The organism is Pandoraea sp. CB10b_02 (assembly GCF_002216225.1).
Taxonomy (GTDB): domain Bacteria; phylum Pseudomonadota; class Gammaproteobacteria; order Burkholderiales; family Burkholderiaceae; genus Pandoraea; species Pandoraea nosoerga.
This window is the reverse complement of sequence record NZ_NJGW02000003.1, coordinates 139,999-152,569: the sequence shown is the minus strand read 5'-3', so window position 1 is coordinate 152,569 and position 12,571 is coordinate 139,999. Positions and strand designations below refer to the sequence as shown.

Genomic DNA, 12,571 nt, shown 5'->3' with positions numbered 1-12,571 from the left:
ACGGCGCATTGCGACGCGCCCAACCAATCGATTTTCCTTAGCAAAACGCCGGCGCTGATAAGCGCCGGCGTGCCTGCCGCCAAACCGGGTTGCCGCGATACGGCGCGATCAGTGGCGATGACCGTAGCCGTGGCCGCGACCGTGGTCGTGATCATCGTGGTGATCGGGGCCGCGCGGGTCCCAGCCGCCGCGACTGAGCTCCCAGCCGTGCGGGCCCTGGTGCCAGGCCGGCGCACGATAGGCGTAGCCGGGGCGGGCGCGTTCCCAGTGACCGCCGCGCCACATGTGGCGATGGCCGTCCCAATCCCAGAACCCCGGCGCCCACACGTAGCCGGCGCGCGGCGGCGGCACCGGTTCGTAGCGCGGCGGCGGCGGTGCGCCAATGCTGATCGACACGCCGACTTGGGCGTGGGCCGGTGCCGTGGCGATGCCGCCGAGCGTGGCGGCGACGAGCGCGATGGTCAGCGTCAGTTTTTTCATGTTCGCCCCCTTTGAAAGCGATGTCTTGGTACGCCTTCATGGTACGGGCTGAATGTCTCCAAGGCGAAACGAATAGTCGTAAGAAAATGTTGGAAATGTTTCGTTCCATTCCCCGAAAACCCGCGTGGGCGAACGATCGTGACGAACCCGTCACCCGTGCGCATGCTGATGCCGATACTCCTGCGTGCGTCCGCCGTATCCATAAGCTGCGCCGCGTGCGTCGATCACATGGATGTACGAGCACTCGTGGACATTGCCGAGCAGTTCCGAGAGCGTTTCGAACACCTGGGCGATGAACCGCGCCTTTTCGGCTTTCGTGTTGGTTTCGTCGGTCACGCTGATGTCGAGGTGAAACGCATTCTTGCCTTGCTCCGAGAGCGGCGCGCCACCGATGAACCAGCGCTCGTGCGCAATGTAGTCGACCGTGACGGCGATGACCTCGGGCGCCTTGTGCAGCGTGTCGACGGTGAACTGCGAGACGGCGCGTACCGCGTTGCGCGTGAGGGTGTCGTCGGGCGTGCCCGAGAGCTGGAGGACGATGTGCGGCATGGTGTGGCTCCTGAAGGTTGAAGATCCAACGTGTTGTCGAAGACGACGGCTTCAGTCTAGGGAGCCGATTGACATCGGAAAAGCGGGAATTTACGATCTCATCCATCGATTTTTCGAATAGGTGAGATCATGGTGCCCGGGTTCGATTTCGATCAGCTGCGAACCTTCGTGGCGGTGGCCGAGGCGGGCAGCCTGTCGGCCGCGGCGCCCCGCGTATTCCTCTCGCAATCTTCCGTGAGCGAGCAGATGCGCAAGCTCGAGGAGCGCATTGGCGTCACACTGTTCACGCGCGGCAAGCACGGCGTGGCCACCACGCCCGCCGGCGAACGCCTGCTCGGCCACGCGCGTCAATTGCTGGCGCAGTCCGAACACGCCTGGCACGACGTGCGCGGCCACTCGATCGCGGGCGAGCTGCGACTGGCGATCACCGATTACTTTCGTCCGGGCGAAGTGGCGCGCATGCTGCGCCACCTCGGCGTGGCATATCCGTCGCTGCGCATCCACGTGACGATTCTCAAGAGCGGCGTGATCGAGGCGGGCTACGACGACGGCGAGTTCGACATCGGCGTGTCGATGCGTGTGCTCGGCAAAGGGCTGGGGCGCGACACCGTGGCCGGTGCGCGGCCGCTCGTGCGCGAATCGCTGGACTGGGTGGCGTCGCCCGATTTCGTGCGCGACAGCGGCGAGCCGGTGCCGCTACTCGTGCTGCCGGACACGTGCGCACTGCACCGCTTCACCACGCAGTGGCTCGACGCGCATCGCGTGCCGTACACGATTGCCCATGTGGCCTCCGGCGTGGCGGGATTGCAATTGGCGTTGAGCGCGGGGCTTGGGGTGGCTTGTCTGAACGCGTCGGCGGCGGGGCCTTCGCTCGTGCGCGTGGAGCCGCTCGTGCCGGGGCGGCGCTTGCCCGTGCTGCCGGAGGCGGAGTTCCACCTGCTGCCCGCTCGCCGTGGCGAGCCCGAATGGGTCACGCAGGCGCGCGATGCACTGGCTGCTCAGCTTACAGCGCGTTGAGCGGAATCTTCAGGTAGCGGGTGCCGTTGGCTTCCGGTGCCGGCATGTCGCCGGCGCGGATGTTGACCTGCACGGCCGGCAGGATCAGCGTCGGCATGTCGAGCGTGCGGTCGCGCGCTTCGCGCATCGCGACGAACGTCGCTTCGTCGATGCCGTCGTGTACGTGGATGTTGGCGCGGCGCTGCTCGCCGACGGTCGTCTCCCACTTCGGCGCGCGCCCGGCCGGCGGATAGTCGTGACACATGAACAGACGCGTCGAGGGCGGCATCGAGAGCAGCCGGCGAATCGAGCGAAACAGCGTGTGAGCGTTGCCGCCGGGGAAATCGCAGCGGGCGGTGCCGACGTCCGGCATGAACAACGTGTCGCCGACGAAGACCGCGTCTCCCACGCGGTAGGCCATGTCGGCCGGCGTGTGTCCGGGCACGAACATCGCCTGTGCCTGCAGCGCGCCGATCGCGAACGTCTCGCCGTCCTCGAACAGATGGTCGAACTGCGAGCCGTCGGGCGGCACGTCGGCGCCGAGATGGAAGAGCTTCTTGAATACGTGCTGCACGTCGCGGATATGGGCCCCGATGGCGATGCGCCCGCCCACGCGCTCCTTGAGCCAGCGCGCCGCCGACAGATGGTCCGCGTGGGCGTGCGTCTCGAGAATCCAGTCGACGGTGAGCTTCTGCGCGGCCACGAAGTCGAGTACCCGCTGGGCCGAGCCCGTGTGCGTGCGGCCGGCCTTCGGATCGTAATCGAGGACCGGATCGATGATCGCCGCGTGAGCGCCCGGCGCATCGAACACGACATACGTCACCGTGGCGGTGGCGGTGTCGAAAAATGCCTCGATGTGGGCTGGCGTGGCTGACATGTCCGACTCCTGCAAAAGTTTATCGATTCATATATTATAAATCAGCAAAGTGTACGCATTGGGCGTAACGCCGCGCGACATCTTGCCGCGCCCCCACTTTTCCGATCAGGTTTCGATCCTGCCATGCCACGAGGCACTGCGCCATCCCCGGACGACCGGACGGCACCCGCTGCGGGCGCCGCCACCGGCACTTTCTCCCCTACCGTCACGGCACTCCATGAGGCCGCCGCCAACGATACGGCGGGTGTGCCGCTGGACGCCGCGCACCTGCGCTCGGCCGCGCGCGAGGCCGCCGCGCTGCTGCGCGCGCTCGCCAACGAAGACCGGCTGCTGATTCTGTGTCAGCTCACCCAGGGCGAACTGTCCGTGGGCGAGATCGAGGCGCAGCTCGACATTCGCCAGCCCACGCTCTCGCAACAACTCGCGGTGCTGCGCGCGCAGGCGCTCGTGACGACCCGCCGCGACGGCAAGCGCATCTTCTATTCGGTTGCCGACGGTGCCGTGCTCGCCGTGCTTGCCTGCCTCTACGAGCAGTTCTGTCCGAGGCCCTGACGGGCGATCTCGCCGACAGCCCGTTCCCTGACGTCGTTGCCCCATCATTGCCAGGTCACTGAAAATCGCCCCATGACAATCGACACCTTCCATTTCACACCCTGGACATCGCTTGCCGGCGGGGTCCTGATCGGCGTCGCCGCCGTCTGGCTGATGCTCGCGAACGGGCGCATCGCCGGCATCTCCGGCATCCTCGGCGGCCTGTTGCGACCGCGCTCGGGCGACGTCGGCTGGCGCGTGGCATTCGTCCTCGGGCTGATGGCGGCGCCCTGGGTGTATCAGGCCGTGGCGCTGGTGCCGGAGGCGCAGATCGAGGCGAGCACCGCCATGCTCGCGGCGGCCGGTCTTACCGTCGGCTTCGGCACGCGGCTCGGCTCGGGCTGCACCAGCGGCCACGGGGTGTGCGGCTTGTCGCGACTGTCGTGGCGATCGCTGGTGGCCACGCTGTGTTTCATGGCCACGGGCTTTCTGACCGTGTTCGTGGTGCGTCACGTCCTCGACTTCCGGGGCGTCGTATGAAGAAGCTGCTTTTCGCGTTCACCGGCGGTCTCGTGTTCGGCCTCGGACTGATGCTCGCGGGCATGGCCAATCCCGCGAAAGTTCTGGGCTTTCTCGATCTCGCCGGGCGTTGGGATCCGTCGCTCGCGTTCGTGATGGGCGGGGCGGTCGCCGTCGCCTTCGCAGGGTTTGGGCTCGCGCGCGGGCAGGTCATGGCATGGACCGGCGAGCCACGCATGTGGCCGGCGTTGCGCGGGCTCGACAAACGGCTCGTCATCGGCGCCCTGCTGTTTGGCGTGGGCTGGGGGCTCGCCGGCATTTGCCCCGGACCCGCGCTGGTGCTGCTCGGCGCGGGCTCGGCCAAGGCGCTGGTGTTCGTCGCTGCCATGGTCGTGGGCATGGCGGTTCATGCGCTCGCCACCCGGGGAGCGGCCAGACGCTGATGGGCTGGCGCCGACGTCAGGCATCAGCGCCCGACGTCAGCGCCGATGTCAACGCCCACCGCCGATCCCCGACCGTCAGTGCTGGCGCGCCAGTTCCGTGCCGGCGTCGGCCGGCAGCCGGCGGGTCACCGGAATCGACAGCCACGAGAAAAGGCCGATCACGAGAAACGCCGGCAGGAAGTCGCCTGCCGTCAACTGCTCGTGTCCGGCAAGGCGGCTGCTCGCCTGCAGCACCATCCCCGCAATCGTCACGCCCAGACCGAGCGAGAGCTGTTGCACCACGCTCGCGAGACTCGTTGCGCGGCTCGCGTCCGCGCTAGCAATGTCGGCGTAGACGATCGAATTCAGACACGTGAATTGCAGCGACGGGAAGAAGCCGCCGAACGCCACCACGGCGAGCATGAGCGCGACCGGCGTGTCGTGCGTGAACAGCCCATACGACGAGAGCGCGAGCCCGGCGAGCCCCGCGTTGACGATCAGCACGCGACGGAACCCGAAACGCGCGAGCACGCGCTGCGCGATCGCCTTCATGAAAATGGCGCCGAATGCCGATGCGCACGTGATCATGCCCGACTTGAACGGGTCCATGTGCAAGCCCTCCTGCAGCGCCAGCGGCAGCAGGAACGGCACCGCGCCCAGACCGATGCGAAAGAGCGAGCCGCCGATCACGCTCGCGTGAAACGTCGGAATGCGCAGCAGGCGCAAGTCAAGCAATGGAGCCTGCGCGCGGTTGGCGTGGCGCCAGTAGGCAAGCAGGAACAGCGCGCCGAGCACGCACATGGTCGCGACGACGCCGTCGTCGACCTGACGCTCGCCGATCATCGCCAGACCGAGCATGAGCAGCCCGCTGCCGAGTGCCGAGAGGACGAAGCCGACAGTGTCGAGGCGTCCCGCGTCGCCGCCGCGTTCGTTGTCGATGTACTTGCCGGCCAGATAAATGCCGAGCAGGCTCACGGGGATGTTGATGAAGAAAATCCAGCGCCAATGCAAATAGGCCGTGATCGCGCCGCCGAGCGGGGGGCCGATGACCGGGCCGAGCAGCGCCGGCATGGTCAGGTAGCCGATGGCCTTGACCAGTTCATGCTTGGGCACGGCGCGGAAGATCACGAGCCGGCCGACAGGCACCATCATCGCGCCGCCCACGCCCTGCAGAAAGCGGGCGAAGACGAACGTCGGCAGCGAGAAGGACAGGGCGCACAGGATCGAGCCGGCCATGAAAATGCCAATGGCGGTGCGAAACACGTTGCGCGCGCCGAAACGGTCGGAGACCCAACCGCAAATCGGAATGAAGATGCCCAGCCCGACCACGTAGGCGGTCAGCGCCATCTTGAGCGAAATCGGATCCTGGTGCAGGTCTCGTGCCATGGCAGGCAGCGAGGTGGTGATCACCGTCGCGTCGATGTTCTCCATGAACAGGGCGCAGGCGATGATGAGCGGAATAATGACGGCGCGCGACACGATTGGGGGGAACGGCAGGCGCAAAGATTCGAATTCTCCCACGAGTGCGCCGCACGCTTCAATCGCGAAGGCGAGGCGAGGCCGCCATCGGCGCACGCGGGGTTCCCGGCGCACGGGAAAGCAAGCGCTTGCGCGCCGGCCGAGCGGCCACCCCGCCGCCGGTTCGGGGCGCGTGTCCCGTGCTGTCCCGCAGTTATTGCGCGCCTACGCCGGACCCCGCCCATCCACGCCCATCCACGTCCCTCCACGTCCCTCCACGTCCCTCCACGCCTATCCGCCCGACGTCGATGCACGCCAATCGCTCGCCGCCAGCCGGTAGAGCACGTGACGGCGCATGCGATGTCCCGGGGGGACCAGGGGATGCAGAAAGTCCTCGTCCGGGCAGTGGTGCATGCCGAGCCGCGCCATGACCGCGCGTGAGCGCGCGTTGGCCGTGACGGTAAAGGACACCAGAGCGTCGAGGCCGAGCGTGTCGAACGCGAAGGCGACGGCCGCCTGCGCGGCTTCCGTGGCGTATCCGTTCGACCACCACGCGCGCGCCAGCCGCCAGCCGATCTCGACAGCCGGTGCGAACGGCGCATCGAAACTCACGTTCATGAGGCCGACGAAGCCGGCAAACGGCGTCACGCCCGGAATCTCGAGCGCCCACGGGCCGTAGCCGTGCGCCTCGATATGCTGCGCGAGCCGGTGCGCGACGGCGTCGCTTTGCGCCCGGTCGAGCGTCGTCGGAAAGTGACGCATGACTTCGCGATCGGCGTTGAGCGCCGCGAAAGGCGCTAGGTCCTCGGCTCGCCAGGGACGCAATACCGTGCGCGCCGTGGTGAGCGTCGCCGCGGGCAACGCGGGGGCGCAGGGGGGGAGGAAGGTCGTCATGCGTTCAAACCCGAATTTGATTCGGTGGTCAAATGAGTCATCACGATAAATCAGGATTTACTTAATTTACGTAAATCGCTCCGATTCACTTTTTGAAAGGCCACGCGGGGCGGGCGCTTGCGCCGGGTTGCCGGGCCAGCCGGTCGCACGGCGCATTGCCCTATCTTACGGAATCGCGCGCCAATCCGGGGTGAGATTGACGCGCGAATTTGACGTATACGTCAATCGATCGGAAATATCCGGCATTCGCTGCCATTCATCATCATTGGCCAGGCGCCAGGCAGGGATTACCCGCGCCTCGCCCATATTGCACGCAATGCCCGGAATATCGCGAGGGCGCGCAGGGTTCCGGCGCCGGCTCGCGTCTGACCAGACAGTTAATGGCGAGCCGTATGAAATCGGGCGAATCGAACGCATGAAACGGCTGTCGCGCTTATCCGTAAATTGCGTCACCTCGACGCCAATCGAGGGCGAATGTCTTGCGAAGCATCCGAATCAGTTCGCTGTTTCGGATCACAGAATAATCGGATAGCGCTTAAATATTTGTAATCGTATATTTTCGTGCGTCGAAGAATGCGTGTCGCGATGGCGCAAGGCGAGGCCGGCAAGCGCGCGAAATGCTTACCAAGTCTTGCGGAGCGTGATGAGCGACGACATGGCCGCGTGGAGTCCTGATCACTTTGGGCGCTGATTGGCGGATATCAGACGCCAATCAAGTGGTACACGCGTTGAGTTGCGAAGCGCCGGGCGAGGCGATATTCCCGGATTTTTGCCCTCATTCCGTGCATTTTGTGAAGTATCACCGGGACGATTCAATGCGATTTTGGCGTGCAATGCCTCATCCCCTGGAAATGCGGTTTTCAATTTATTAAAACTCGTGCTATTTTAAGTGGCGATCCATTTTAACAACGTAAGGACACGCCAGATGGCAAGCTATAAGGAACTCGTCGCGCAACGCGAAAAGATCGAAAAGCAGATCGAGGAAGCCCGGGCCCGCGAAGTCGCCCAGGTGATCGCCGAAGTGAAACAGAAGATCCAGGAATATGAGCTGACTGCGAAGGATCTGGGTCTTGCAACGACGGACGGCCGTCGCCGTGCCGCGCGCGCGCAGATCGCACCGAAGTACATGAATCCGGCAACCGGTGAAACGTGGTCGGGCCGCGGCCGCGCGCCGAAGTGGGTCGGCAAGAACAAAGAGAAATTCCTGATCAAGTAATTCGCCGGCGAAAGCCGGACGGGCATTGCCGGTCACATGTCAGGGAGATGGGGCGCAAACGATCGCCATGCCGCACCGACGCGCAAGGCACCGCCAGCCCATCCACCGTGTCCATTCAACGTGTGCTACGTGTCCCTGTAAGCAGTAGAGCAGCAGCCCAGTAGTCGCATTGCCCCCTAACCCCGGATCGCCTGGCTGTGGCTTGATGTGATGCAATGCCGTAAAAGTCGAAACCCGCCGCTCGTGGATCGAGGGCGGGTTTTTTCATGGGGCGTGCTTCAGGGCAATCGTGCGCTGGCGGCCGTCATGGCCGGCGTGTCGCTTTTCACGCCGCACCGGGATCGTCCGGCGGGAACATGAGCGTCACCTGCAGGCCGCCGGTGGGCCGGTTGGCAAACGACACGCGCCCGCCCAGTTGCTGCGTCAGCTTGTCGACAATGGCCAGTCCGAGTCCGCAGTGCGCGTTGCCGCCGCGCGCGGGATCGAGCCGGACGAAGGGACGCACCACGCGATTGATGTCCTCGTTCGGAATGCCGGGCCCGCTGTCTTCGATGACCAGTCGCCAGCCGCTCGCGTCGTGCGAGGTCCGGATCGCAAGCGGCGCGCGCCCATACGTCACGGCGTTGTCGAGCAGGTTGTTCACGATGCGCTCGAGATAGGTCTGACGCAGTTTGAAGCCCGGCCCGGCCTGCAGATCGAGTTCGATGGCGTAGCCCTGGTCGAGAAAAGGCTGGACAAGCGCCGGGATCCGCGCTTCGACCGGCGAGGCCGCGCTGTCCATTTCGATGCCGCGCGCAAACAGCAGGAACTGGTCGACGATGCGGGTCATCGATTCGGCATCGCGTGCGATGCCTTCGCTCATCTGCGCGTCCTCGAGCATTTCGGCGCGCAGCCGCAGCCGCGCGAGCGGCGTCTTCAGATCGTGCGCGATGCCGGCGAGCATGGTGTTGCGCTCGCGATCGGTCTGCACGATATCGTGGCTCATGCGATTGAAGCGCTCGGTAAGCTGACGCAACTCGAACGGGCCGCGCTCCTTGACCTGCGTGCGCACGCGGTGGGTGGCCAATTGCTCGGCGGCCGCCGCCATGTCGCGGACCGGACGTTGCAGCTGCCACGCGGCGAACAGCGCAAAGATGACCGTAATGCCGAGCACCGCGGCCAGGCCGGGCAGCACTGCGGCCGTGCCGGGCGGATTGCGCACGGAGAGGATCGGCGTGGCGATCCAGTAGTCGCGTCCCGGCAGGCGCGCCCAGATGCGCGGCGGCGGCGTGCGCTCCACGCGCAGTTGCGTGCCCGGCGGCAGACGGCGCGCGAGCTCGGTCGTGAGGCGCGCACTGCGCGAGGCCGGCTCGAACACGTCGCCGTGCGCGAACGTGACCGGCACGACCTGCACGAGATCGGGCAGCGTGAGCGTGGAGTTGCCGTCGTGCACGTCGGCGGCGGCCTTGATGATGAACGCCATCTGCTCGGCGGCGTTCTGCACGCGCGTGTCGTCGTGATCGCTGCGCAGGATCGTGAGGTAGGAAAAATGACTGATGACCAGCGCGGCGATGATCAGCACCGCGAGCCGGCCGAACAGCGTATCGAACCGGCCTTTCATGCGGCGCTCCGCAGGCGGTCCGGGAAAAGCATTGGCAGCATGCCGGAGTCCTTGTCAGGCCGGGAGACGGCGTCGCGCGACGCCCCCGGCGTTTCGACGGCGAATCGGTCGTCCGCCTTTGCCGGATCGTCCGTACCGGCGGAGTCGGGTAGGCGCGAGACGGGGAGCGGATGACCGCGCCGCGTCATCAGGCGCTCGCCATGTCGGCGCGCTGGCCGTCGGGAACGAAGATGTAGCCGCGACCGCGCACGGTCTGGATGAAGCGCGGGCTTTGTGCGTCTTCGTCGAGCAGGCGGCGCAGGCGCCAGATCTGCACGTCGATGCCGCGATCGTTGACGTCGCTGTCCGCGCCGTAGAGCAATTCGATGATGCGCTCGCGCGAGAGCACCTGCATGGCGTGATTGACCAGCAGGCGCAGCAGCCCGTATTCGCCGTCCGAGAGCGTGAGCAGCTGCGCGTCGCGCGTGAGCGTGCGGCTGCGGAAGTCCAGCACGAACGGCCCGAACGTGTAGTTCTCGCGCTGCTCGGGTATGGCGGCGTCCGGCGTCTTGCGACGGCGCAGCACGGCGTTGATGCGAGCGAGCAGCTCGCGCGGGCTGAACGGCTTGCCCAGGTAATCGTCGGCGCCGATCTCGAGGCCGACGATACGGTCGATTTCGTCGCTGCGCGCGGTGAGCAGAATCACCGGCACGTCGTCGTTGCGCGCGCGCAGGTCGCGCAGCGCGGTGAGCCCGTCGACCTTGGGCATCATCAGGTCGAGCACGATCAGGGCCGGGCGCTCGCGTTCGAGGCGTGCGGCCAGCCCGTCGCCGTCGTGCATCACGGCGACCGAGAAGCCGTGGCGGCTCAGGTACTCGCGCAGCAGGTCGCGCAGGTCGGGATCGTCGTCGACAACAAGAATCTTCATATTGGATCGGACAGGTGGTGTCGTCATGATAGTGGCCTCCCCGCGCAGCTAGACACGCGTTTTGTTTCCAGACATTACAGTGTTGCCGACCTGTAACGATGCGTAATAATAGTGCGAGCTTCGATGCCGCCAAAATTTCATGCGCTTCACGTAAGCTTCGCTCTGCTCGGCAGGCGGCCCGTCCGGCCTCCTTGCCCCCGTGTCTCCTTGCCCTCGTGCCTCCTTGCCTCCCGGTCCCGCCGGCAGCCCTGGCAGTTCTCGACGATCCGTCTGGCTGCCGTCGCGCACGCCCGGACGCGCGTCTCATGCCATGAGAGTGGGGCGACGGCATGATTCCGGGCGCCTTGGCAGCACGCACTGGCGAAGCGAACCAATGCGCGCGCCGCCGGTCTGTCACCAGCAACGGCATTCTGCCGCGCGCCGGTGAAGCTGCGGTAAGTGACCCGGTGCGCCGGGCCTGCACGTCGGTCTGCTATGCTGATCGCCCAAGGTCGGCGCGAGACACCCCCGGGGCGTCCGGGCAGTTCGCCGCGCCGCAGCAATCCGACAAGAATGAATGTCGTCCGTATCGTCGTTGCCGTCGTCGTCGCTGTCGTCGCCGTCTAGGCTGCCAAAGCCGGTCTGAGCGCCTGACGCCTTGACGCGCTTGCCGCTCTCGCCGGTGCCGGACGAATCCGCCAACCACTGCGCTGTTACGAGGAAGTCATGACCGAGCACGGTCCCCACGGTTCCGAACAACCGAACGGTTCTGATCGTTCGTCTGTGCCGCCGGCGCCGCCCAACGGGCCGGCGCCGCGCGACACGGGAACACGCACGCGCCGCTGGCTCGTGCCCGGCGTGATCGGGCTCATCGTGGTGCTCATCGCGGGGGGCGTCTATTACCGCCTGCACACGCAAGGCGCGCAGGGGCCAGCGCAAAGCGGCGGGCGCCGCGGCGGGCCGCCGGGCGGCATGGCCGGCGGCGCGGCGACCCCGGTGAGCGCCGTCGAAGCGAAGACGGGCGATCTGCCCGTCTTCCTCAACGGCCTGGGCACGGTAACGCCCAAGCGCAGCGTCACCGTGCACTCGCGCGTGGACGGGCAGTTGATGAAGGTGCATTTCAAGGAGGGCGACATGGTCAAGGAAGGCCAGTTGCTCGCCGAGATCGACCCCCGGCCGTTCCAGGTGCAGGTCACGCAAATGGAAGGCCAGCTCGCGCGCGATCAGGCGCTGCTCAGAAACGCGCAGCTCGACCTCGCCCGCTACGAAACGCTGCTCAAGCAGGACTCGATTGCCACGCAGACGGTCGACACCCAGCGCGCCCTCGTCAAGCAGTACGAAGGAACGGTCAAGTCCGACCAGGGCCAGCTCGACAACACCCGCCTGCAATTGACCTACGCGAACGTGACCGCGCCGGTCTCGGGACTCGTGGGGCTGCGGCAGGTCGACCCGGGCAACATCGTTCACGCCTCGGATACCAACGGCATCGTGATCATCAACGAAGTCACGCCGATCACGGTCGTCTACACGATTGCCGAGGACAATCTCGCGCGCGTGCTCAAACGCTCCCGCGGCGGCGAGACGCTGCCCGTGGAGGCGTTCGACCGGGCGGGCAAGATCAAGCTCGCCACGGGCAAGCTGGCATCGATCGACAACCAGATCGACGTGAGCACCGGCACGGTCAAGCTCAAGGCCGAGTTCCCCAATGGCGACGGCCTGCTGTTCCCGAACCAGTTCGTCAACGTGAAGATGCTCGTCGACACGCTCAGGGGCGCCACGCTCATCCCGAGCGCCGCCGTGCAGCGCGGCACCCAAGGCAGCTTCGTGTACACGGTGCAGCCGGACCAGACCGTCAAGCTCAAGACCGTGAAGCTTGGCCCGACCGACGGCACGAACGTGGCCGTGGAGTCGGGCATTGCGCCGGGCGAGAAACTCGTCATCGACGGCATGGACAAGCTTCGCGACGGCGCCAGGGTCGAAGTGATCACGGCCGAGAGCCGCGCCGCGGCCGTCGCGCCGCGCGCCGCCGGCGAGAAGCGCAACGGCAACGGCGGGCAGCGCCGTCAGGCGCAATAAGGTGGCGTCGCGCGAAGCCACGCGACGCGGCCCCGCCCGCCGCGCCGCAGACGCCCCGGCACAAGCC

14 protein-coding genes are annotated in these 12,571 nt (G+C 66.3%); 6 read left to right on the top strand and 8 right to left on the bottom strand.

Annotated features, from left to right (window positions below; translation table 11 throughout):
* Positions 1 to 108: 108 nt before the first annotated feature.
* Together CDN36_RS04150 and CDN36_RS04145 are read right to left on the bottom strand one after the other, a co-directional pair.
* Positions 109 to 480, bottom strand: coding sequence for a YXWGXW repeat-containing protein (locus CDN36_RS04150; RefSeq protein ID WP_150556361.1), 372 nt, complete (start codon positions 478 to 480; stop codon positions 109 to 111).
* A gap of 150 nt (positions 481 to 630) precedes the next feature.
* Complete coding sequence (locus tag CDN36_RS04145; RefSeq protein WP_150556362.1) at positions 631 to 1,029, bottom strand: tautomerase family protein; 399 nt, start codon at positions 1,027 to 1,029, stop codon at positions 631 to 633.
* 132 nt (positions 1,030 to 1,161) lie between these two features.
* On the opposite strand from CDN36_RS04145, the gene CDN36_RS04140 reads away from it, so the two are divergent.
* Positions 1,162 to 2,046 (top strand): LysR family transcriptional regulator, encoded by an 885-nt coding sequence (locus CDN36_RS04140; protein ID WP_287496152.1) that lies wholly within the window; start codon positions 1,162 to 1,164, stop codon positions 2,044 to 2,046.
* On the opposite strand, the gene CDN36_RS04135 is transcribed toward CDN36_RS04140, so the two are convergent.
* Positions 2,033 to 2,902: an MBL fold metallo-hydrolase gene (locus tag CDN36_RS04135; protein WP_150556363.1), complete on the bottom strand. Its 870-nt coding sequence runs from the start codon at positions 2,900 to 2,902 to the stop codon at positions 2,033 to 2,035. The genes CDN36_RS04140 and CDN36_RS04135 overlap by 14 nt on opposite strands.
* A gap of 123 nt (positions 2,903 to 3,025) precedes the next feature.
* Here CDN36_RS04135 and CDN36_RS04130 point away from each other — a divergent pair, with 123 nt between their 5' ends.
* From CDN36_RS04130 to CDN36_RS04120, 3 genes are all read left to right on the top strand, one after another.
* Positions 3,026 to 3,454: an ArsR/SmtB family transcription factor gene (locus tag CDN36_RS04130; protein WP_353846843.1), complete on the top strand. Its 429-nt coding sequence runs from the start codon at positions 3,026 to 3,028 to the stop codon at positions 3,452 to 3,454.
* Positions 3,455 to 3,526: 72 nt separating this feature from the next.
* Positions 3,527 to 3,973: a YeeE/YedE family protein gene (locus CDN36_RS04125; RefSeq protein WP_150556365.1), complete on the top strand. Its 447-nt coding sequence runs from the start codon at positions 3,527 to 3,529 to the stop codon at positions 3,971 to 3,973.
* Positions 3,970 to 4,395, top strand: coding sequence for a DUF6691 family protein (locus tag CDN36_RS04120; protein ID WP_150556366.1), 426 nt, complete (start codon positions 3,970 to 3,972; stop codon positions 4,393 to 4,395). Before CDN36_RS04125 ends, CDN36_RS04120 begins: the two co-directional genes overlap by 4 nt.
* 75 nt (positions 4,396 to 4,470) lie before the next feature.
* Here the strand turns inward: CDN36_RS04120 and CDN36_RS04115 are convergent, their stop codons facing one another.
* The 3 genes from CDN36_RS04115 to CDN36_RS04105 all read right to left on the bottom strand — a co-directional run bounded on the left by CDN36_RS04115 (position 4,471) and on the right by CDN36_RS04105 (position 7,179).
* Positions 4,471 to 5,877 carry an MFS transporter gene (locus CDN36_RS04115; protein WP_287496057.1) on the bottom strand — a complete coding sequence of 469 codons (1,407 nt, stop codon included), beginning with the start codon at positions 5,875 to 5,877 and terminating at the stop codon, positions 4,471 to 4,473.
* Positions 5,878 to 6,123: 246 nt separating this feature from the next.
* Positions 6,124 to 6,726, bottom strand: a complete 603-nt coding sequence (locus CDN36_RS04110; RefSeq protein ID WP_150556367.1) for a GNAT family N-acetyltransferase — start codon at positions 6,724 to 6,726, stop codon at positions 6,124 to 6,126.
* A 165-nt stretch (positions 6,727 to 6,891) separates the two neighbouring features.
* Entirely contained in the window at positions 6,892 to 7,179 is a 288-nt protein-coding gene (locus tag CDN36_RS04105) for a hypothetical protein (RefSeq protein ID WP_150556368.1), read from the bottom strand.
* 472 nt (positions 7,180 to 7,651) lie between these two features.
* Here CDN36_RS04105 and CDN36_RS04100 point away from each other — a divergent pair, with 472 nt between their 5' ends.
* Positions 7,652 to 7,942, top strand: a complete 291-nt coding sequence (locus CDN36_RS04100; RefSeq protein ID WP_150556463.1) for an H-NS histone family protein — start codon at positions 7,652 to 7,654, stop codon at positions 7,940 to 7,942.
* A 325-nt stretch (positions 7,943 to 8,267) separates the two neighbouring features.
* Here the strand turns inward: CDN36_RS04100 and CDN36_RS04095 are convergent, their stop codons facing one another.
* Together CDN36_RS04095 and CDN36_RS04090 are read right to left on the bottom strand one after the other, a co-directional pair.
* Positions 8,268 to 9,542 (bottom strand): ATP-binding protein, encoded by a 1,275-nt coding sequence (locus CDN36_RS04095; protein ID WP_150556369.1) that lies wholly within the window; start codon positions 9,540 to 9,542, stop codon positions 8,268 to 8,270.
* 187 nt (positions 9,543 to 9,729) lie between these two features.
* The gene (locus CDN36_RS04090; RefSeq protein ID WP_287496056.1) at positions 9,730 to 10,449 is read right to left on the bottom strand and encodes a response regulator; all 720 of its coding nucleotides are present in this window, start codon (positions 10,447 to 10,449) and stop codon (positions 9,730 to 9,732) included.
* Positions 10,450 to 11,154: 705 nt separating this feature from the next.
* On the opposite strand from CDN36_RS04090, the gene CDN36_RS04085 reads away from it, so the two are divergent.
* The gene (locus CDN36_RS04085; protein ID WP_287496055.1) at positions 11,155 to 12,504 is read left to right on the top strand and encodes an MdtA/MuxA family multidrug efflux RND transporter periplasmic adaptor subunit; all 1,350 of its coding nucleotides are present in this window, start codon (positions 11,155 to 11,157) and stop codon (positions 12,502 to 12,504) included.
* Positions 12,505 to 12,571 lie beyond the last annotated feature (67 nt).